Raw genomic sequence first — 19,695 nt, forward strand, 5'->3', positions numbered from 1 at the left:
ATCCGGCCGGAGACGGGGTGCCGTCTCAGCAGCAGCGGCCCTGCGGGTTGCTCTCCTGGTACGCGGTGCGGGCCCGCCAGTACTCCCGCTCGGTCATCGGCGGGTGGTCGTGCCCGCTGCGACGGTGGTGGTCGAGGTAGCGGTCGTACAGGTCCGCCCCGATCACCCCGCGCCACCAGCCGTGCAGCGCCCGCAGCCGGGCCAGCGTCACGGCCGCCACGGTCGGTCCCGCCACGCTCAGTGCCCCGACCGGGCCGGGGCGCCGACCGTCTCGGTCCACTCCTTCTCCAGCTCCTTCTCCGCCGGGGTCGCGACCAGGCCGGCCGGGGCGTAGAGCCGCGAGGGAACCGGCTCCTCCTCGTGGTCCGGGCGGCCGCCCGTCGAGATCGACGTCCAGGCGGCCAGGACCGCGGCGACGATCACGACGAGCGCGAGCGTCACGAACAGGATCGACAGCGTGCCCTGGACGAAGGTGTTGCGGACGACGGCCGCCATCGCCTGCGGGGTTCCCGCGGTGCCGAAGCTCGTCTCCCCGGACGCGATGGCCTCCCGGAAGGCGAAGTGCTGCGCCCAGTACCCGATCTTCGGGTTCGAGGAGAAGATCTTGTACATCGACGCCGTGACCGTCACGACGGCGGCGAACGCCAGCGGCACGACGATGATCCACAGGTAGCGCACGTGCCCGCGCCGGGCCGCGATCGCCAGGCACACCGCGAGCGCGATCGCCGCCAGCAGCTGGTTCGCGATGCCGAACAGCGGGAAGAGCGTGTTGATCCCGCCCAGCGGGTCGGTCACGCCCATCAGCAGGATCGCGCCCCAGGCACCGACCATCAGCCCGGTGCAGATCCAGGCGGCCGGCCGCCACGAGGTGTCCTTGAACCTCGGGGCCACGGTGCCGATCGCGTCCTGCAGCATGAAGCGCGCCACCCGGGTGCCGGCGTCGACGGCGGTGAGGATGAACAGCGCCTCGAACATGATCGCGAAGTGGTACCAGAAGCTCACATCCCGGGCCCGCCGATGAACTGCTGCATGATGTTCGCCAGGCCGACCGCCAGCGTCGGCGCGCCCCCGGTGCGGGAGACGATCGACTCCTCGCCGACCAGTGCCGCGGTCGTCGCGAGCTGGTCGGGGGTGACGTTGACGTTCATCAGGCCGAGCGAGTTCACGAACGCGGCCGCACCCTCGACGGTGCCCTCGGTCAGCGACGCGGGCACGTTCATCGCGAAGTAGAGCCCGCGGTCGATCGACAGCGCCGCGACCAGCGCCATGATCGCCACGAAGGACTCCATGAGCATGCCGCCGTAGCCGATGAAGCGGGTCTGGCGCTCCTTCTCGACCAGCTTGGGCGTGGTGCCCGAGGAGATCAGGGCGTGGAAGCCGGACAGCGCGCCGCAGGCGATCGTCACGAACAGGAACGGGAACAGCGACCCGGCGACGACGGGGCCGTCGTCGCGGCCGGCGAACTCGCTGAACGCGGGCGCCGCGAGCTCGGGGCGGACGACGATGATCGCCACCGCGAGCAGCACGATCGTGCCGATCTTCATGAACGTCGACAGGTAGTCGCGCGGGGCGAGCAGCAGCCAGACCGGGAGCACCGCGGCCACGAAGCCGTAGACGATCACGCCCCAGGCGATGGTGGTCCGGTCCAGGGTGAACAGCGCCTGGCCCCAGCCGGTCTCGGAAACCCAGCCGCCGGCGACGATCGCGCCGATCAGCAGCACGAAGCCGATCCAGGAGACCTCGGAGACCTTCCCGGGCCGCAGGTACCGCAGGTAGACGCCCATGAACAGGGCGATCGGGATGGTCAGCGCCACCGAGAAGACGCCCCACGGGCTCTCGCCGAGCGCGTTCACCACGACCAGCGTGAGCACCGCGATCAGGATGATCATGATGGCGAGGGTCGCGATGATCGCCGCGATCCCACCGACCCGGCCGAGCTCCTCGCGGGCCATCTGGCCCAGCGAGCGCCCGCCGCGGCGCATCGAGAAGAACAGCACCAGGTAGTCCTGGACCGCGCCGGCGACGATGACGCCGACGATGATCCAGATCGTGCCGGGCAGGTACCCCATCTGCGCGGCCAGGACCGGTCCGACCAGCGGACCGGCACCGGCGATCGCGGCGAAGTGGTGGCCGTAGAGGACCCGCCGGTCGGTCGGCAGGAAGTCCTGGCCGTTCTCCTTGTACTCGGCCGGGGTGGCGCGCCGGTCGTCCGGACGCAGCAGCTTGTTCTCGATGTAGCGGGAGTAGAACCGGTACGCGATCGCGTAGGTGCTCACCGCGGCGAACACGAACCAGATCGCGTTGACCGTCTCCCCGCGCACCAGCGCGAGCATCACCCACGCCAGACCGCCCAGCAGGGCGATCCCCGCCCACACCGCGATCTTCCACGGTGTCCACGCCCGCTGTTCGGCGAGGAGCACCTCCTCGTCCACCGCCGCCGGCGGGAGCTCACGCCCCGCCGGTCCGCCCGACACCTGTGTCATCGCGCCCCTCCGATATGTCCGACGCGCGAACTATAGGAGGCGGTGTGCCCTGTGGGAACCGATGTCCGCTTGCCGACGCACGGCGGCCGCCGCCACCCGGTCGGGTGACGACGGCCGCGGGGTCGTGCGGGCCGGGCGGGAGCCGGTCAGAAGCCCCCGCCGGGGCCGCCCATCGCCAGCTTGGCCAGCATCTCGCGGGCCCGCTCGGCGTTGCGCGGCTCGCACAGGACGTCGTAGCGGCCCGCCACCATCTGGCTGGCGGACTGGAAGTCCCGGCGGCCCTTGCTCGCGCTGTAGCTGACCGCGGCGAAGGCCATGAAGAACACCGCCCCGGACACCAGGCCGACGACGATGGGCAGGAAGTTGCCGTCCGGGGAGAACACGAACAGCAGGACACCGACGAACAGACCCAGCCAGGCGCCCTGCGCCGCGCCGGAGGCCAGCACGCGACCCCAGGTCAGGCGGGCGATGACCCGCTCGACGAGCATCAGGTCGACGCCGACGATCGTCACGTCGGCGACCGGGAAGTCGGAGTCGGCGAGGTGGTCGACGGCCCGCTGCGCCTCCTCGTAGGTGGCGTAGGAGCCCACCGGCCACCCGGTCGGCGGAGTGGGCAGCTGCGGCAGGCCCGGAGCCGGACGAGTCTGGCCGCCGAAGGGGTTGGTCATGGCGTGCTCCTCGTGGAAGATGTCCTGTCTCGTCGTCGGTGCAACGTTCGACCCGACCGCGACGTGCCCCGAACACTAGTCGCGGAGCCGCAGGTCACACCCCACCGACCGGACGACACGGCCCCGCCCCCCGGGACGGGGTACGGGGCCGTGGACGCGGGTGCGGTCAGCGCAGCTTGTAGTCGCGCAGCAGACCCCGGGAGATGATCGTCTTCTGGATCTCCGAGGTGCCCTCGCCGATGAGCAGGAACGGCGCCTCGCGCATGAGCCGCTCGATCTCGTACTCCTTGGAGTAGCCGTAGCCGCCGTGGATGCGGAACGCCTCCTCGGTGACCTCCTTGCAGTACTCCGAGGCGAGCATCTTGGCCATGCCGGCCTCGACGTCGTTGCGCTCGCCACGGTCCTTGAGGCGCGCGGCGTTGACCATCATCAGGTGCGCGGCCTCGACCTTGGTCGCCATCTCGGCGATCTTGAACGCGATCGCCTGGTGCTGGACGATCGGCTTGCCGAAGGTCGAGCGCTGCTGGGCGTACTCGACGCCCAGCTCGAACGCCCGGATCGCGATGCCGCAGGCACGGGCGGCGACGTTCACGCGGCCGACCTCGACGCCGTCCATCATGTGCGCGAAGCCCTTGCCACGCTCCCCGCCGAGGATCTGCTCGCCGGAGATCCGGTGGTCCTTGAACACCAGCTCGGTGGTGTCGACCCCCTTGTAGCCCATCTTGTCGATCTTGCCCGGGACGATCAGGCCGGGGGCGACCTCGCCGTAGCCGGTGGGCTTCTCCACCAGGAACGTGGTGAGGTTCTGGTGCGGACGCTCGGCGCCCTCGTCGGTCTTCACCAGCACGGCGGTCAGGTTCGACGTGCCACCGTTGGTCAGCCACATCTTGGCGCCGTCGATGACGTAGTCGTCGCCGTCCTGCTTCGCGCGGGTCTTGATCGCCGCGACGTCCGAGCCGAGGTCGGGCTCGGACATCGAGAACGAGCCACGGGTCTCGCCCGTGGCCATCCTCGGCAGGTACTTCTCCTTCTGCGCCTGCGTGCCGTGCTGGCGGAGCATGTACGCCACGATGAAGTGGGTGTTGATGACGCCGGAGACGCTCATCCAGCCGCGGGCGATCTCCTCGACCACCAGGGCGTAGGTGAGCAGCGACTCGCCGAGGCCGCCGTACTCCTCCGGGATCATGAGGCCGAACAGCCCCATCTCCTTCATCCCGTCGACGATGTCCTGCGGGTAGGTGTCCGCGTGCTCCAGCGCCGTCGCGTGCGGGATGATCTCCTTGTCCACGAACGAGCGGACGGTGGACAGGATCTCGGTCTGGATGTCGGTCAGACCGGCGGTCTGGGCGAGCCGGGCCATGCTGGTTACTCCTCGGTGAGCGTCGTCGGTCGGCGGGCGGTCGGGGCCTCAGCGCTGAGGTTCGGTGCGCGAGCTGCGCTCACGCCTCCGGCGGGGTCCACTTGTCGGTGCGGGTCATGCCCGCCGCGCGGCCCTTGCCCGAGATCACCAGGGCCATCTTGCGGCTGGCCTCGTCGATCATCTCGTCGCCGATCATCGCCGCGCCGCGCTTGCCGCCGGCCTCGGAGGTGAAGTACTCGTAGGCGTCGAGGATGTTCTCGGCGTGGTCGTAGTCGCTCTGCGCCGGGGAGAAGGTCTCGTTGGCGGCGTCGATCTGGCCGGGGTGCAGCACCCACTTGCCGTCGAAGCCCAGTGCCGCGGACCGGCCGGCGACCCGGCGGAACCCGTCGACGTCCTTGATCTGCAGGTACGGGCCGTCGATGGCCTGCTTGTCGTGCGCGCGGGCCGAAATCAGGATCGACATGAGGATGTGGTGGTAGGCGTCGCCCACGTCGTAGCCGGGGGGCTGCTCTCCGACGACCAGCGACTTCATGTTGATCGAGGCCATGAAGTCGGCCGGGCCGAAGATGATCGTCTCGACCCGCGGCGACGCGGTGGCGATGGCGTTGACGTTGGTCAGGCCCAGCGCGTTCTCGATCTGCGCCTCGATGCCGATCTTCCCGACCTCGAGACCGTTGGTCTTCTCGATCTGGGTCAGCAGCAGGTCGAGCGCGACGACCTGCTCGGGGGTCTGCACCTTCGGCAGCATGATCGCGTCGAGGTTGGCGCCGGCGCCCTCGACGACCTGGACGACGTCGCGGTAGGTCCACTCGGTGGTCCAGTCGTTGACCCGGACGACGCGGATCTTCTCGCCCCAGCCGCCCTCGTTGAGGGCCTCGACGATCGTCGTCCGCGCACCGGGCTTGGCCAGCGGGGCGCAGGCGTCCTCCAGGTCCAGGAAGACCTGGTCGGAGTTCAGCGTGCGAGCCTTGTCGATGAACTTCTGGCTCGATCCGGGCACGGCCAGGCAGGACCGGCGGGCGCGGAGGGTGGTGCTCACAGGCGGGCTCCTCGTCGAGATCGTCCTCGCCCGCGTCGCGGCGACGACGTCGTCACGACACGGGCGCTCGGGCTGAGGACTGATGCTGGCACGACGACGGCCGCGGCGCCCCGTCCAGGTGATTGGTTTCTCACCCGCCGGTGGTCAGGCGGGGTTACCCGTCGGTCACCCCTGTTCGGGAGGTGGGGTCAGGGAACCCCTGGCCACCGCGACGACGGTCCCGCCGACCCAGCTGCCGACGGCCCGGCCGCCCTCGGTGCGGACGCCGGCGTACAACGTGGACGGACGGCCCATCTCCACCCCCTGGGTCACGACGAAGGAGTGCTCGCCGTCGTCGGTGACCAGACCGCGGTCGGCGAGGAAGATCCCGAGCGCGACGGCGGCCGAGCCCGTCGCCGGGTCCTCGGGAACCCCGATCCCGATGCCGAACATGCGGGCGTGGACCCGCTCGGCGGTGGCGTCGACGGCGGCGACGAGCAGCCCCGTCGCGCCGCTGTCGGCGACCGCGGCGGCCAGCGCCGCGGGGTCGGGCACCGCGCGGGCGACCGCGCCGGCGACGACGAGCAGGATCGCGAAGTCGGTCCCGGCACCGGCCACGCCCGGCACGGCGGCGCCGTCGACGTCGTCGGGGCCGAGGCCGAGCGCGGCGGCGAGGCGGACGGCGTTCAGCTCGGCGCCGACCGACGGCGCGCCGCCCCACACCCGGGCGCCGGTGCCGTCGACCCGCACGGGCAGCAGACCGGCCCCGCACTCCTGCACGCGGTCGCCCTCGCCGATGGCGCCGTCGCGGGCCAGCACCCAGGCGGTGCCGACGCTGGGGTGCCCGGCGAAGGGCAGCTCGGCGAGCGGGGTGAAGATCCGCACCCGGTAGTCGGCGCCGCCCTCGCCGTCGCCGGTCGGAGCCAGCGGGAACGTCGTCTCCGACAGGTTGAACTCCCGCGCGATCGCCTGCATCCGGGCCGTGGACAGGGCCTCGGCACCGTGCACGACGGCCAGCGGGTTACCGGCGTACGGACGGTCGGTGAACACGTCGACGATGTCGTAGCGGAGGGGTTCGGGGCCCTGGCCGGGATCGTGCTGCGGCTCGTTCACGGCGGGGGAGCCTAGTCACACGGCCGGGGCGGTCGCGGTACCGCCGGGGGTTCTAGTCTCGGCGCCATGGCCTCGGTACGGGTGTTCGTCGCGCGGATGGCCGGCCTGGCCGTCTACGGCCCGGACGGTGAGCGGATCGGCAAGGTCCGCGACGTCGTGGTGTCGCTGCGCGTGGACAGTCATCCACCGCGGGTGCTGGGCCTGGTCGTGGACCTGTCCGCACGCCGCAGCATCTTCGTGCCGATGCTGCGGGTCGCCGACATCGCGCCGACCGCGGTGACGCTGGCCAGCGGCTCGGTGAACCTGCGCTCGTTCGACCAGCGCCCGAACGAGACCCTCGTGCTCGGGCAGCTGCTGAACTCCCCCGCGACGGTGCGCGAGGGCGGGACCGAGGGCTCGGTCGTCGACGTCGCGGTCGAGCCGAGCCGGACCCGGGACTGGGTGATCACCAAGGTGGCGCTGCGGTTCCGGCGGACCCGGCTGGCGCGCAGGCCGCGGGTCGAGGTGTACGGCTGGGAGGCCGTGTCCGGGCTCGACGTCGCCGCCGCGCAGGGCGCGGACCGGCTGCTCGCGGTGTTCGACTCGATGCGCCCGGCCGACGTCGCCGCGGCGCTGTCGCGGCTGCCCGACGACCGGCAGCGCCACGTCGTCGACGCCCTGGACGACGAGCGGCTCGCCGACGTGTTCGAGGAGCTGTCCGAGTCCGACCAGCGCGAGCTGCTCGGCTACCTCGACGACGACCGTGCCGCCGACGTCCTCGAGGCGATGAGCCCGGACGACGCGGCGGACCTGCTCGGCGAGCTCGACGACGACGAGGCGGGCCGGCTGCTGGAGCTCATGGAGCCCGACGAGTCCGAGCCCGTGCGCCGCCTGCTGCGCTACGAGTGGGACACCGCGGGCGGTCTGATGACCCCGGAGCCGATCACGCTGGGGCCGGACGTGACCGTCGCCGAGGCGCTCGCCCGGGTGCGCAACCCGGAGGTGCCCCCGGCGCTGGCGTCGATGGTGTTCGTCGTCCGCCCGCCGACCGCGACCCCGACCGGGCGCTACCTGGGCTGCGTGCACGCCCAGCAGCTGCTGCGGGCGGCGCCGTTCGAGCTGGTCGCGGGCATGGTCGACGCCGACCTGCCGCAGCTGGGGCCCGAGGCCGGGCTCGGCGAGGTGACCCGCTACTTCGCCAGCTACAACCTGGTGGCGGGCCCGGTCGTCGACGCCGAGGACCACCTGCTGGGCGCGGTTACCGTCGACGACGTGCTGGACCACCTGCTGCCGCAGGGCTGGCGCGACCGCGACCTCGCCCCGGGCGAGGTGCACGGCGGCGCGGCGCGGGCCGCGAACGGCGCCGGCGACCGTACCGACGACGGGGGGGTGCACGGTGCCTGAGCCCGGGATCGGACGGCGGCTGGACCAGCCGCGCGTCGGGCGTCGGCGGTTCGAGGTGGACCCGGACGGCTTCGCCCGCTTCTCCGAGCGGATCGCCCGGTTCCTCGGGACGGGCCGCTTCCTCGCGATCCAGACGGTGATCGTCGTCGTGTGGATCGCGCTGAACCTGGTCGCCTGGTCGATCCAGTGGGACCCCTACCCGTTCATCCTGCTCAACCTGGCGTTCTCCACCCAGGCCGCGTACGCCGCACCGCTGATCCTGCTGGCTCAGAACCGGCAGGACGACCGGGACCGGATCGCGCTGGACGAGGACCGGCGGCGCGCCGAGCGGACGAAGGCCGACACCGAGTTCCTCGCCCGGGAGCTGGCGGCGCTGCGTCTGGCCGTCGGGGAGACCGCGAGCCGGGACTACCTGCGCGGCGAGCTGGAGAAGCTGGGTGACCGGCTCGACGACGCCGTGGCCCGCAGCCGCGGCGAGGAGCTCCCGGTCGAGCCGGGTGCCCGGAAGAAGATGCGCAAGAAGGAACGCTGAGCGCTCAGGAGCGCTCAGGGACCAGGCGGCCCATGATGCGCTCGAGCGCCGCGAGGTCGTCGGCGTCGAGCCGCTCGACGAAGTGCGCGCGGACCCCGCGCAGATGGGTGACCGCGGCGGTGCGCAGGCGGTCGTAGCCGGTGTCGGTGAGCCGGGCGGTGACCCCGCGGCCGTCGTCGGCGACCCTGGCCCGGGCGACGAGCCCGACCCGTTCCAGCCGGTCGACGAGCCGGGTGACCCCGGAGCGGGAGAGCAGCACGGCGTCGGCCAGCTCGGTCATCCGCAGCCGGTGGCCGGGCGCCTCGGACAGCTGGACCAGCACGTCGTAGGCGGCCAGGGACAGCTGCTGCTCGCCCTCCAGCTCGGTCTCGAGCTGTCTGGTGACGCCCGCGTGCGCGCGCAGGAAGCTGCGCCACGACGCGAGCTCGGCCGGGGTCGGGACCACGCGGCGGCGCGCCGGGTGCTCGCGCGTCGGGGTGCCACTCGTGTCGTCCATCGCAGGAATGCTAGAGACACCCGCACCACCTCGTCAGCGCGGACGTGCCGGGCGACACCGCCGGTGACCCGGAGACCTCGGAAGCACCCACGTAGCATGGGGTGACGCGAGAGGAAAGAGGTCGTAGGAGCCCATGTCCGTCACCGGCAGCACCAGCACCGTCGTCGAGGCCGTGCGCGCAGCCCTCGGCACCGTCGAGGACCCGGAGATCCACAAGCCGATCACCGAGCTGGGGATGGTCAAGAGCGTCGACGTCTCCGCCGACGGCCTCGCCCACGTCGGGGTCTACCTGACCGTCGCGGGCTGCCCGATGCGCGAGACGATCACCTCCCGCGTCACCGAGGCGGTCTCGAAGGTCCCCGGCGTCGAGCGGGTCGAGGTCGAGCTCGACGTGATGAGCGACGAGCAGCGCACCGAGCTGCGCCGTTCGCTGCGCGGCGACGCCGACGAGCCCGTCATCCCCTTCGCCCAGCCCGGCTCGCTGACCCGCGTGTTCTGCGTGGCGTCCGGCAAGGGCGGCGTCGGCAAGTCCTCGGTCACCGTCAACCTGGCCGCGGCCATGGCCCGGCGCGGGATGAAGGTCGGCGTGGTCGACGCCGACATCTACGGCCACTCGGTCCCGCGCATGATCGGTGCCGCGGACCGGCCCACCAAGATCGAGAACATGATCATGCCGCCGCAGTCGCACGGCGTGAAGGTCATCTCGATCGGCATGTTCACCGACGGCAACACCCCGGTCGTCTGGCGTGGCCCGATGCTGCACCGCGCGCTGCAGCAGTTCCTCGCCGACGTGTTCTGGGGCGACCTGGACGTGCTGCTGCTCGACCTGCCCCCGGGTACCGGCGACGTCGCGATCTCCACCGCCCAGCTCGTGCCGAACGCCGAGCTGCTGGTCGTCACCACCCCGCAGCAGGCCGCCGCCGAGGTCGCCGAGCGGGCCGGGTCGATCTCCACCCAGACCCGCCAGCGCCTGGCCGGGGTCGTGGAGAACATGTCCTGGATGGAGATGCCCGACGGCTCGCGCAACGAGATCTTCGGCTCCGGTGGCGGGCAGATCGTCGCGGACTCGCTGAGCCGCACGGTCGGCACCACGGTGCCGCTGCTGGGCCAGATCCCGCTCGACGTCGCGCTGCGCGAGGGCGGCGACGCCGGCACCCCGATCGTGCTCGGCAAGCCGGAGTCGGCTGCGGCGCAGGCCCTCGACGCCATCGCGGAGAAGCTGACCGTGAAGGCCCGCGGTCTGGCCGGGATGAGTCTGAACATCTCCCCCGTCGGGCGCTGATCCGCACCTCCGACGACGACGAGGCCCCGCACACCGGCAGGTGTGCGGGGCCTCGTCCGTTCCCCCGGGGGCGGATCTCAGGACAGCGCGTCGTTCAATGCCTTGGTCCAGAGCGCCAGACCCTCGTCGACCTGCTCGGCGGTCACGACGAGCGCCGGGATCATCCGGACGACGTTGCCGTACACACCGCAGGTCAGCAGGAGCAGGCCCTGCGCGGCGGCCGCGGCGTGCACCTTCGCCGCGGTGGCGCCGTCGGGCTTGCCGTCGGCGTCGACGAACTCGATGCCGACCATCAGGCCCCGGCCGCGGACGTCGCCGATGGCGGCGATGCCCTGCGCGGCGTCCCGGACGCCGGCGAGGAGCTTCTCCCCCTGCACGCGGGCGTTCTCGACCAGGCCCTCGCCCTGCACGACCTCGAGCGTGGCGAGCGCGGCGGCGCAGGCGACGGCGTTGCCGCCGTAGGTGCCGCCCTGCGAGCCGGGCCACGCCTTCTCCATGAGGGCCTTCGGCGCGGCGATGGCCGAGAGCGGGAAGCCGGACGCGAGCCCCTTGGCGGTGACGATGATGTCCGGGGTGAGGCCCTCGGCGTGCTGGTGGCCCCAGAACTTCCCGGTGCGGCCGTAGCCGGTCTGTACCTCGTCGGCGATCAGCAGGATGCCGTGCCGGTCGGCGCGCTCGCGCAGCCCGTGCAGGAACGCGGGCGGGGTCGGGACGTAGCCGCCCTCGCCGAGCACCGGCTCGACGATGAACGCGGCGACGTCGGACGCCGGCGCGGTGCTCGCCAGCTGCCGGTCGAGCTCGGACAGGGCGAACGCGACGGCCTGCTCCTCGGACCAGCCGTAGCGGTAGGCGTAGGGGAAGGGCGCGAACGCGACCCCGCCCATCATCGGGGCGATCCCGGCCCGGATCTTCGCCCCGGAGGTGGTGAGCGCCGCGGCACCCATGGTGCGCCCGTGGAAGCCGCCGTCGAACGCGACGATCAGCTGCCGGCCGGTGGCCTGGCGGGCCAGCCGCACCGACGCCTCGACGGCCTCGGAGCCGGAGTTGGTGAAGAACACCGAGTCGATGCCCTCGGGCAGCACGTCGCCCATCCGCTCGACCAGCGTCAGCAGCGGCTGGTGCATCACGGTCGTGTACTGGCCGTGGATCAGCGTGGCCACCTGCTCCTGAGCGGCCGCGACGACCGTCGGGTGGCAGTGCCCGGTGGAGGTGACGCCGATGCCGGCGGTGAAGTCGAGGTGGCGGCGCCCATCGGTGTCGTACAGGTAGACGCCCTCACCGCGGGCGGCCTGGACCGGGGTGGCCTGCTTGAGCAGCGGGGACAGCTGTGCCATGGGTTCGCAGCTCCTGATGCGTCGAGGGTGGTGCGTCTCGGGTTGTCGAGTTGTCGACAATCCTAGGGAAACACGGGCGGGTGGGTCCGGGCAAGGGCCGGTCGGGCCCGCCTTTGCTCTGCTCACCGATACGCAGCACACGCCCGGACCGCCCCGGCGCTGCGGCCCCGGACGGGCCCGCGCTGCCGGGCGGACAGCCCTCGGCGGCGTCGAGATGCAGCTCGGCGGGAGTCGTCGATCTCCACCGACCGCCGGGCGGCATCTCGACGCACCGCGCGACGCGGGTGACCGGCCCGTCGTGCGGCCGCCCGGCGCCGGCGCGGGCCGGTGCTGCGTATCGGTGAGCAGAGCAAAGGGACGAGCGAAGGACCCCCACATCCCGGACGTGGCGACGAGGAAGCCCTGGTCAGGCCAGTAGTGCGGCGATCACCAGCAGCACCGGGACGGCGACGACGGTCGAGGCCAGCGCCGCGTCGCGGGCCAGCCGGACGGCGCGGTCGTAGCGCACGGCGTAGCCGAACACGTTCTGCGCGGTGGGCAGGGCGGCCAGCACCACCGCGGCGAGCAGCGCCGGGCCCGTCAGGCCGAGCACGCCCGCGGCGAAGGCCCACGCGATCAGCGGGTGCAGCACGTTCTTGATCAGGACAGCGGTCCACACCGAGCCCGCGGTCTCCCCCGTCCCGGGGCGGCGGGCGCCGTGCAGGGAGATCCCGAACGCGAGCAGCATGGCGGGCACCGCGAGGTCGGCGAGCAGCTCGACCGGGGCGGTCACCGGCTCCGGCAGCACGACGCCCGTCGCGGAGACGGTCAGCCCGGCGGCGGTGGCGATCGCGATCGGGTTGCGCAGCGGGGCGAGGGCGACCCGGACCCACCCGGGGCGTTCGCCGCGGCCGTCGCCGGGCAGGACGTCCATCAGGGTCGTGAACAGCGGGGTCAGGATCGCGAGCTGGAACAGCAGCACCGGGGCGACGGCGGCGGAGTCCCCGAGCACGTAGGCCGCGATCGGGATGCCGAGGTTGCCCGCGTTGACGTAGCCGGACGCCATCGACCCGACGACGACCTCGCCTGCCGGGCGGCGGCGCAGCAGCGCGACCGGCACGAACAGCAGGCAGGCCAGGGTGCTGGTCAGCGCGGTGACGACCAGCCCCGAGGACAGGACGGCGCCGACGTCCGAACGGCTGAGTGTGGTGAACAGCAGCGCGGGCGTCGCGACGAAGAAGGCGGTGCGGGCGAGGACCTTCGAGCCCTGGTCACCGAGCAGGCCTCCGCGGCCGAGGACGTACCCGACGACCACGACGACGCCGATGACCAGGAAACCTTCGAGGACACCCACCACGTGCCGACATGTTACGTATGCGAACTAGTCCCCGGGGTGTCCGGCGGCTCGGTTCACAGCCACTCAGGCCGCCCCGGGCATCGCGGCGAGGATGCGGGTGACGGCGTCGTCCATGTGGGCGGCCAACCGGTCGAGCAGCAGCTCGGTGCGGCCGTCGCGCAGGGCGTCGCGCAGCCGTTCGTGCTCGGCGAGCAGCGCCCGGGCGGGCGGGGCCGTCTGCTGGAACGCGGCGAGGCACATCCGGGTCTCGACGAGCAGACCCTCCGTCATCCGGCGCAGCCGCGGGCTCCCCGACGCAGCGACGAGCGCGGCGTGGAAGTCGTGGTCGGCGTCGGCGAGGGCCACGGCGTCGCCCGCCTCGGCCGCTGCGGCCATCACGCCGAGCGGGATCTCCAGCGCGACGACGGCCGACGCCCGGTCACCCTCCAGCACCTTGAGCGCCGCGGCCCGCTCGACGGCGGTGCGGGCCAGGTAGACGTCACGGACGTCGTCGGGACCGAGCTCGCGCACGAACAGGCCGCGGTGGCGTTCGCTGCGCAACAGGCCTTCGGCGACGAGGCGCTGCATCGCCTCGCGCAGCGGGCCGCGGCTCACCCCCAGCCGGTTCGCGAGATCCACCTCGCCGAGCTGCGTGCCCGGCGCGAACGTGCCGCGCATGATCGCCGCACGGATCCGGTCGGCGACGATCTCCGCGGTGGAGCGCCGGCTCACCGGCTCGAGCTCCGAGACGTCCAGCCCCACGACTCACCCTCTCCGGAACAGTGTCCCCAGGCCGGGACGGTCGACGTCGGCCCCGGCCAGACGCAGGCCCTGCCAGATGCTCACCTGGTTCGCGGTCAGCACCGGCCTGCCCACGCGTGCGTCCAGCGCGTCGAGCACGTCGACGGTGTGCAGCGCGGTGTCGGGCAGCAGTACCGCGTCGGCGCCGGGCGCGTCCGAGGCCACCGCGGTGGCGAACTCCAGCACGGTCTCCGGCGGCAACGTCCCGACCTCGGCGGCGGTGATGATGTCGCGGGCGGACAGTGTGTGCACGGAGATGTCGTGGTGGGTCAGGAAGTGCACGAAGGCGCCTGCGACGTCCGGCGGATAGGTCGCCCCGACCGCCACCGAGCGGATCCCGAGCCGCCGGCAGGCGTCGACGAAGGCGAACGACGTGCTCGACGTCGGCACCCCCGACACCCGTTCCAGCGCCGCGACCTGCCGGGCGGCACCCTCGGGGCCGAAGATGAACGACCCCGAGGTGCAGGCCCAGACGACCGCGTCCAGCGGGCCCGCCTCCGCCACGACCCGGCGCGCACCGTCGGCGAGGACCTCGTCGCCGCCGATGGCCAGCAGCGCGTCCTCGCGGTGGGCGTCCTCGGGCATCGCGGTGTGGACGAGGGCGAGCCGGCTACCGTCGGTCAGCAGCTTCTCGGCGCGCGGGTAGTCGTCCTCGGCGGAGAAGCCCGGGTAGAGGAATCCGACCGTGCTCATGTTGTCGACAATCCTACAGAGACCGCGTCACCGCAAGGGTCACGACGCCCGCGAGTAGACGAGCCGTTCCCCCACGCTGCCCGCGCGCCACACGTCGTGACAGGCGGTCGCCATCTCCTCGAGCCCGTCGACGACGGTGGCGAACACGTTGCCCGGCACCCAGCCGACATCGCCGTTGAGCAGCAGGTTGTTGCGCCCGTAGAAGATCGCGAGGTCGATCCCGCCCTCGGCGGCGTCGATGCCCTGGTCGTCCTTGAACGCACTGTCGAGCATCCCGCCGTGGAAGTCGAAGTAGCAGACGTCGCCCGGGATGGGCGTGACCGTCGGGTTCTCCTGCCCGATCCTCGGGCCGAACCGCGGGACGATCGTGTAGACCTCGTTGCGGGCGTACTTGGCGTGCTGCGCGTCGCCACCCTGCGGGCCGTCGGCCAGCGCCTCCCAGACCGCCGCGGCGGTGCGCGGCGCCTCGGCCTCCAGCAGCCTCGCGGTGCACGCGACGCCGCGCTTCGCGAGCTCGATCCTGATCAGCTTCGTCATCCGATCCCCCTGTCCGATACGCGGATTGTTGACAATCGTAGGTGCGCTTCCTAGCGTGTCAACGCCGCCCGACCTCCCTACCGACAGGATCTCCCGTTGCCGGTTTCCGCTGGTCAGGACCCCATCACCGTCGCCGTGCTGCACGGCGGGGAGACCCCGCCCGGCCTCGAGCGGCACGCCGGTGACGCACGTCTCCGCTTCGCCGCCGACGCCGGCGAGCTCGCCGCCGTACTGCCCGGCAGCGACGTGCTGCTCACCTGGGACTTCACCTCCGACGCCGTCAAGGACGTCTGGGAGGCCACCGACACCGCGGCGCTGCGCTGGGTGCACACCGCCAGCGCCGGCGTCGACCGGGTCGCGTTCCCCGCCCTGCTCGCCTCGGGTGCGACGCTGACGAACTCGCGCGGGGTGTTCGACCGCCCGATCGCCGAGTTCGTGCTCGGCGCGGTGATCGCGTTCGCCAAGGACACCGCCCGCTCGCTCGCGCTGCAGCGGGAGCGGACCTGGCGCCACCGCGAGACCGAGACCGTCGCCGGGAAGGTCGCGACGGTCGTCGGGAGCGGGCCGATCGGGCGCGCCGTCGCCGACCTGCTGGGCGCGGTCGGGATGCGGGTGCGGCTGGTCGGCCGGCGTGCCGCGGACGGCGTGCACGCCTTCGACGAGCTGCCCGGTCTGCTGCCCGACACCGACCACCTGGTGCTCGCCGCCCCGCTGACCGACGCGACCCGCGGGATGCTGCACGCCGGGACGATCGCCCTGCTGCCCGAGCGGGCGCGGGTCGTCAACGTCGGCCGGGGCGCGCTCGTCGTGCAGGACGACCTGACCGACGCGCTCGCCACCGGGCGGCTCGCCGGCGCCGCCCTGGACGTGTTCGAGGTCGAGCCGCTGCCCGCGACCTCGCCGCTGTGGGCGATGGAGCACGTGCTCCTCTCCCCGCACATGTCCGGAGACGTCGTCGGCTGGAAGGACATGCTCGTCGAGCTGTTCGCCGACAACCTCGCGCGCTTCCGGGACTGCCGGGAGCTGCGCAACGTGGTGGACCCCGAACGTGGGTACGTGAGCTCATCCGCAGGAAAGGTGTGACTGCCGTGACGACCGCAGACCTCAGCGCCACCGAGCTGCTGGCGGGCTACCGCAGCGGCGAGATCTCGCCGGTGCAGGCCACCCGCGACGCGCTGGACCGGATCGAGGCCCACGACGGCGCGGTGAACGCGTTCTGCCTGGTCGACGCCGACTCGGCGCTGTCGCAGGCGAAGGACTCCGAGGCGCGCTGGCAGGCCGGGGAACCGGTCGGGCCGCTCGACGGCGTCCCCACCTCGATCAAGGACATGCTCCTGACGATCGGCTGGCCCACCCGCCGCGGCTCGACGACGACGTCGCCGGACGGGCCGTTCGAGGTCGACGGCCCGCCGGTGGCCAGGGTCCGCGCCGCGGGTGCGGTGCTGATCGGGAAGAACACCACGCCCGAGCTGGCGTGGAAGGGCGTGACCGACTCGCCGCTGACCGGCGTGACCACCAACCCGTGGGACCCGACGAGGACGGCCGGCGGCTCGTCCGGGGGCTCGGCGTCGGCCGTCGGGCTGGGGATGGGCCCGCTGTCGCTGGGCACCGACGCGGGCGGCTCGGTCCGCATCCCGGCCGCGTTCACCGGCACCGTCGCGCACAAGCCGACCTACGGCCGGATCGCCCACTACCCCGGTTCGGCGTTCGGGACGCTCGCCCACGTCGGCCCGATGACCCGCACCGTCGACGACGCCGCGCTGCTGCACGACGTCGTCGCCCAGCCCGACACCCGCGACCCGTGGGTGTTCGACGTGCCCCGCGAGTCCGCCGTCGAGCGGCTCGCCGGGGGCGCGCAGGGCCTGCGGATCGCGTTCTCCCCCACCCTCGGGTTCGTCGACGTCGACCCGGAGGTGGCGGCGCTGGTCGCCGAGGCGGTCGCGGTGTTCGCCCGTGAGCTCGGCGCGACCGTCGAGAACGCCGACCCCGGTTTCGCCGACCCGATCGAGCCGTTCCACACGCTCTGGTTCGCCGCGGCCGCGAAGTCCCTGGAGCCGATCGGCGCCGAGGCCAGGAAGGCCATGGACCCGGCGCTGGTGGAGATCGCCGAGCAGGGCGCCGGGGTCTCGGCGCTGGACTACCTGGGCGCGATGGCTGTGCGCAACGAGCTGGGGACGCTGATGGGCGCCTTCCACTCCGAGTACGACCTGCTGCTCACCCCGACGCTGCCGATCACCGCGTTCGAGGGCGGCCGGGAGGTCCCCGAGGGCTGGCACGACCCACGCTGGACGTCGTGGACGCCGTTCACCTACCCGTTCAACATGACCCAGCAGCCCGCGACGTCGGTGCCGTGCGGCTTCACCTCCGCCGGGCTGCCGGTGGGGCTGCAGGTCGTCGGGCCGCGGCACGCCGACGCCACGGTGCTGGCCGCCGCACACGCCTACCAGCAGGCGACGACGCACCACCTGCGCAGGCCCCCGCTGCTGGGCTGACCCCGTCCCGCACGACGCCGGCGCCGCACCCCGGGATCGGGTGCGGCGCCGGGGGCGTCGGAGCGGGTGGGCTCAGGTGGCGTCCCAGTCGACCGGGGGCTTCTCGCCCGAGGTGAGCGGGGGCTGCGGCTCCCGGACGGGCGGCGGGGTGCTCGCGGCGGCCGCGCCCCCGGCCGCCGCCACGCCGCCGGCCGCCGCGGCGGTCCCGGCGCCGGGGGCGAAGCCGTTCGGCTTGACCGGGCCGGCGAACCCGTCGTCGGAGAACAGGCTGCGGGTGATCGCGGTGCGCGGGTTGAGCGAGCGCAGGCTGCGCAGGTCGTTGAGGGGCTGCTGGATCTGGTCGAACTCCGGGCCCAGCTCCTTCTTCAGGTGGTTCTGGGCGCCGCTCGCGAACTCCTTGACCTGGCGGACCGCGCGACCGACCCAGGCCGCGGCCTCGGGCAGCCGTTCCGGGCCCAGGATGAAGAGCCCCGCCACGACCAGGACGAGGATCTCCGGCATGCCGATGTTCTCGAACACAGCGCCAGCGTACGGGTACTAGCGCTGCCCGAGCGTGACGGTCACGGTGAGCGGTCGTCCCTGGCGGACGAGACCGACCGGGACCTGCTCGCCGGGAGCGTGTTCGCGGACGGCGACGACGAGCTCGTCGGCACTCGCGATGGGGCGCCCGGCGACGTCGACGACGACGTCGCCGTCGGCGATCCCGGCCGCGGCCGCCGGTCCCCCGGCGACGACGTTCTGCACCTGGGCGCCGTCGGTGGCGCCGTCGGTGACCGAGCGGGCGTTGACACCGAGGTCGGCGTGCGCCACGCGGCCGGTGCGGATGAGCTCCTCGGCGATGGCGCGGGCGTCGTCGATCGGGATGGCGAAGCCCAGACCGATCGAGCCGCCCTGTGCCCCGGACTCGGCGCTGCCCGCGCTGCGGATCGCGGTGTTGATGCCGACGACGGCGCCGGTCGCGTCCACCAGCGGGCCGCCGGAGTTGCCGGGGTTGATCGCGGCGTCGGTCTGCACGGCGTCGATCACCGCGTCGCCCGCACTGCCCTCGGGGTCGAGCCGCACCGGGCGGTCGACGGCCGACACGATCCCCGTCGTCACCGTGCCCGCCAGGCCGAACGGCGACCCGATCGCGATCACCGCGTCGCCGACGGCGAGCTCACCGGAGCGGCCGATCGCGGCGACCGTCGGGTTCGCGACGGGCACCTTGACCACCGCGAGGTCGGTCATCGGGTCCGCGCCGACCACGGTGGCCGGGACGCGGGAGCCGTCGGAGAACAGGGCCTCGATGGTGCCCTGGCCCGGTCCGGTCGCCGGCGCGACGACGTGGTCGTTGGTGAGCACGTAGCCCGCGGGGTCGATCACGACGCCGGAGCCGTTGCCCGCCTGGTTGCCGACGGTCACCTCCAGCGAGACGACCGCGGGCAGCACCCGCGAGGCGACCTCCGACACCGAGCCGGGCGGCCGTTCCCGGGCGGGCTCGGTCGCGCTCAGCACGGCTCCGGGGCTGGTCAGTGCGCTCGCCGCGGTGGCCGTCCAGTGCCCGATCAGGCCGCCCGCCGCACCGACGACGAGGGCGAGCACTCCGAGCAGCGCCAGCGCGCGCGGCTGCACCCGCTTGCCGAACAGGACCTCGCGGACGCTCAGCCGGGGGCCGTCGGGCCGGGGACCCTCACCGGGGTCGTCGCCGTCGCCGGGCGGAGGGGCGGCGACGACCGGCGTGCCCGGGTCGCGCCACGGGTCGCCGGTCGAGCCGCCGGGCCAGAACGGGTCCTGCTCGGCGCTCTGCTCACCCCCGCGCAGCGCGTCGCCCGACGCACCGGGCGGACGCTGCAGACCACCGGCGGGGTCGCCGTCGGGTGTGCGGTCCGGGCGGCCGAACGCGCGGGCGACCGCGGCGGTCGGTGGCGGCACCGTCGGCAGCGATCCGTTCGACCCGAGGTGCGACGACGGCGGCGCGAACGAGCTGTCGACGCCGTCCGGGCGGCCGAAGGCGGCCTGCTCGCCGGGGTCGGTCGCGGGACGGTCCAGCGGGCGGGGTCGCAGCCGCGGCGGAGCGGAGCCGTGGGCCTCCGGGTCGGCTGCGCCGTCCGGGCGGGTGCCGCGGTCGTCGCTCACCGGGTCACTCCGGAGCCCGGGGCGACTGCTCCCGACGATCGATCAGCCGGCACGGCGTCCACCCAGTACACCC

18 protein-coding genes and 1 pseudogene are annotated in these 19,695 nt (G+C 73.1%); 5 read left to right on the forward strand and 14 right to left on the reverse strand.

What is annotated here, in order from left to right; all coding sequences use genetic code 11:
* Positions 1-25: 25 nt before the first annotated feature.
* The 6 genes and pseudogenes from KPF22_RS25170 to KPF22_RS25195 all read right to left on the reverse strand — a co-directional run bounded on the left by KPF22_RS25170 (position 26) and on the right by KPF22_RS25195 (position 6,642).
* Entirely contained in the window at positions 26-220 is a 195-nt protein-coding gene (locus KPF22_RS25170) for a YbdD/YjiX family protein (protein ID WP_224403473.1), read from the reverse strand.
* Positions 221-237: 17 nt separating this feature from the next.
* Positions 238-2,483: pseudogene (locus KPF22_RS25175) on the reverse strand (carbon starvation CstA family protein).
* Between the two features lie 146 nt (positions 2,484-2,629).
* On the reverse strand, positions 2,630-3,151 hold the full coding sequence (locus KPF22_RS25180) for a general stress protein (protein WP_062400497.1): 522 nt from the start codon (positions 3,149-3,151) through the stop codon (positions 2,630-2,632).
* A 166-nt stretch (positions 3,152-3,317) separates the two neighbouring features.
* Complete coding sequence (locus KPF22_RS25185) at positions 3,318-4,511, reverse strand: acyl-CoA dehydrogenase family protein (RefSeq protein WP_062400495.1); 1,194 nt, start codon at positions 4,509-4,511, stop codon at positions 3,318-3,320.
* A gap of 79 nt (positions 4,512-4,590) precedes the next feature.
* Complete coding sequence (locus KPF22_RS25190) at positions 4,591-5,550, reverse strand: CoA ester lyase (protein ID WP_224403474.1); 960 nt, start codon at positions 5,548-5,550, stop codon at positions 4,591-4,593.
* A 165-nt stretch (positions 5,551-5,715) separates the two neighbouring features.
* Complete coding sequence (locus tag KPF22_RS25195; protein ID WP_224403475.1) at positions 5,716-6,642, reverse strand: PhzF family phenazine biosynthesis protein; 927 nt, start codon at positions 6,640-6,642, stop codon at positions 5,716-5,718.
* A 66-nt stretch (positions 6,643-6,708) separates the two neighbouring features.
* On the opposite strand from KPF22_RS25195, the gene KPF22_RS25200 reads away from it, so the two are divergent.
* Together KPF22_RS25200 and KPF22_RS25205 are read left to right on the forward strand one after the other, a co-directional pair.
* The gene (locus KPF22_RS25200; protein ID WP_224403476.1) at positions 6,709-8,025 is read left to right on the forward strand and encodes a magnesium transporter MgtE N-terminal domain-containing protein; all 1,317 of its coding nucleotides are present in this window, start codon (positions 6,709-6,711) and stop codon (positions 8,023-8,025) included.
* A complete protein-coding gene (locus KPF22_RS25205; protein ID WP_224403477.1) occupies positions 8,018-8,557 on the forward strand; it encodes a DUF1003 domain-containing protein in 540 nt (179 codons plus the stop codon). Before KPF22_RS25200 ends, KPF22_RS25205 begins: the two co-directional genes overlap by 8 nt.
* 4 nt (positions 8,558-8,561) lie before the next feature.
* Here KPF22_RS25205 and KPF22_RS25210 read toward each other — a convergent pair whose 3' ends face one another.
* A complete protein-coding gene (locus tag KPF22_RS25210; RefSeq protein ID WP_208819273.1) occupies positions 8,562-9,053 on the reverse strand; it encodes a MarR family winged helix-turn-helix transcriptional regulator in 492 nt (163 codons plus the stop codon).
* 133 nt (positions 9,054-9,186) lie between these two features.
* Between KPF22_RS25210 and KPF22_RS25215 the strand changes: the two genes are divergently transcribed.
* The gene (locus KPF22_RS25215) at positions 9,187-10,335 is read left to right on the forward strand and encodes an Mrp/NBP35 family ATP-binding protein (protein WP_062400483.1); all 1,149 of its coding nucleotides are present in this window, start codon (positions 9,187-9,189) and stop codon (positions 10,333-10,335) included.
* Between the two features lie 77 nt (positions 10,336-10,412).
* Here the strand turns inward: KPF22_RS25215 and KPF22_RS25220 are convergent, their stop codons facing one another.
* From KPF22_RS25220 to KPF22_RS25240, 5 genes are all read right to left on the reverse strand, one after another.
* Positions 10,413-11,669, reverse strand: a complete 1,257-nt coding sequence (locus KPF22_RS25220; protein WP_208819275.1) for an aspartate aminotransferase family protein — start codon at positions 11,667-11,669, stop codon at positions 10,413-10,415.
* A 406-nt stretch (positions 11,670-12,075) separates the two neighbouring features.
* Complete coding sequence (locus KPF22_RS25225) at positions 12,076-13,005, reverse strand: AEC family transporter (RefSeq protein ID WP_224403478.1); 930 nt, start codon at positions 13,003-13,005, stop codon at positions 12,076-12,078.
* Positions 13,006-13,068: 63 nt separating this feature from the next.
* Positions 13,069-13,740 (reverse strand): GntR family transcriptional regulator, encoded by a 672-nt coding sequence (locus tag KPF22_RS25230; RefSeq protein WP_244326085.1) that lies wholly within the window; start codon positions 13,738-13,740, stop codon positions 13,069-13,071.
* 9 nt (positions 13,741-13,749) lie between these two features.
* Positions 13,750-14,478: a maleate cis-trans isomerase gene (locus KPF22_RS25235; RefSeq protein WP_224403479.1), complete on the reverse strand. Its 729-nt coding sequence runs from the start codon at positions 14,476-14,478 to the stop codon at positions 13,750-13,752.
* 39 nt (positions 14,479-14,517) lie between these two features.
* Entirely contained in the window at positions 14,518-15,015 is a 498-nt protein-coding gene (locus tag KPF22_RS25240; RefSeq protein WP_208819290.1) for a DUF3830 family protein, read from the reverse strand.
* A gap of 96 nt (positions 15,016-15,111) precedes the next feature.
* Between KPF22_RS25240 and KPF22_RS25245 the strand changes: the two genes are divergently transcribed.
* Together KPF22_RS25245 and KPF22_RS25250 are read left to right on the forward strand one after the other, a co-directional pair.
* Positions 15,112-16,098, forward strand: a complete 987-nt coding sequence (locus KPF22_RS25245) for a D-2-hydroxyacid dehydrogenase (RefSeq protein ID WP_224403480.1) — start codon at positions 15,112-15,114, stop codon at positions 16,096-16,098.
* A gap of 5 nt (positions 16,099-16,103) precedes the next feature.
* On the forward strand, positions 16,104-17,507 hold the full coding sequence (locus tag KPF22_RS25250; protein WP_224403481.1) for an amidase: 1,404 nt from the start codon (positions 16,104-16,106) through the stop codon (positions 17,505-17,507).
* Between the two features lie 72 nt (positions 17,508-17,579).
* Here the strand turns inward: KPF22_RS25250 and tatB are convergent, their stop codons facing one another.
* Both tatB and KPF22_RS25260 read right to left on the reverse strand, forming a co-directional pair.
* Entirely contained in the window at positions 17,580-18,026 is a 447-nt protein-coding gene (gene tatB / locus KPF22_RS25255) for a Sec-independent protein translocase protein TatB (protein WP_208819294.1), read from the reverse strand.
* 18 nt (positions 18,027-18,044) lie between these two features.
* Entirely contained in the window at positions 18,045-19,622 is a 1,578-nt protein-coding gene (locus tag KPF22_RS25260) for a S1C family serine protease (RefSeq protein WP_208819296.1), read from the reverse strand.
* Positions 19,623-19,695: the final 73 nt, after the last annotated feature.

Origin of the sequence: Pseudonocardia sp. ICBG1034, assembly GCF_020131375.1 — a bacterium.
In the GTDB taxonomy this organism is placed as follows: domain Bacteria; phylum Actinomycetota; class Actinomycetes; order Mycobacteriales; family Pseudonocardiaceae; genus Pseudonocardia; species Pseudonocardia alni.

Coding starts and splice junctions, on each gene's coding strand:
- KPF22_RS25240 (WP_208819290.1), bottom strand. CDS start 15,015: ATGACGAAGCTGATCAGGATCGAGCTCGCGAAGCGCGGCGTCGCGTGC.
- KPF22_RS25215 (WP_062400483.1), top strand. CDS start 9,187: ATGTCCGTCACCGGCAGCACCAGCACCGTCGTCGAGGCCGTGCGCGCA.
- KPF22_RS25200 (WP_224403476.1), top strand. CDS start 6,709: ATGGCCTCGGTACGGGTGTTCGTCGCGCGGATGGCCGGCCTGGCCGTC.
- KPF22_RS25185 (WP_062400495.1), bottom strand. CDS start 4,511: ATGGCCCGGCTCGCCCAGACCGCCGGTCTGACCGACATCCAGACCGAG.
- KPF22_RS25235 (WP_224403479.1), bottom strand. CDS start 14,478: ATGAGCACGGTCGGATTCCTCTACCCGGGCTTCTCCGCCGAGGACGAC.
- KPF22_RS25210 (WP_208819273.1), bottom strand. CDS start 9,053: ATGGACGACACGAGTGGCACCCCGACGCGCGAGCACCCGGCGCGCCGC.
- KPF22_RS25220 (WP_208819275.1), bottom strand. CDS start 11,669: ATGGCACAGCTGTCCCCGCTGCTCAAGCAGGCCACCCCGGTCCAGGCC.
- KPF22_RS25180 (WP_062400497.1), bottom strand. CDS start 3,151: ATGACCAACCCCTTCGGCGGCCAGACTCGTCCGGCTCCGGGCCTGCCG.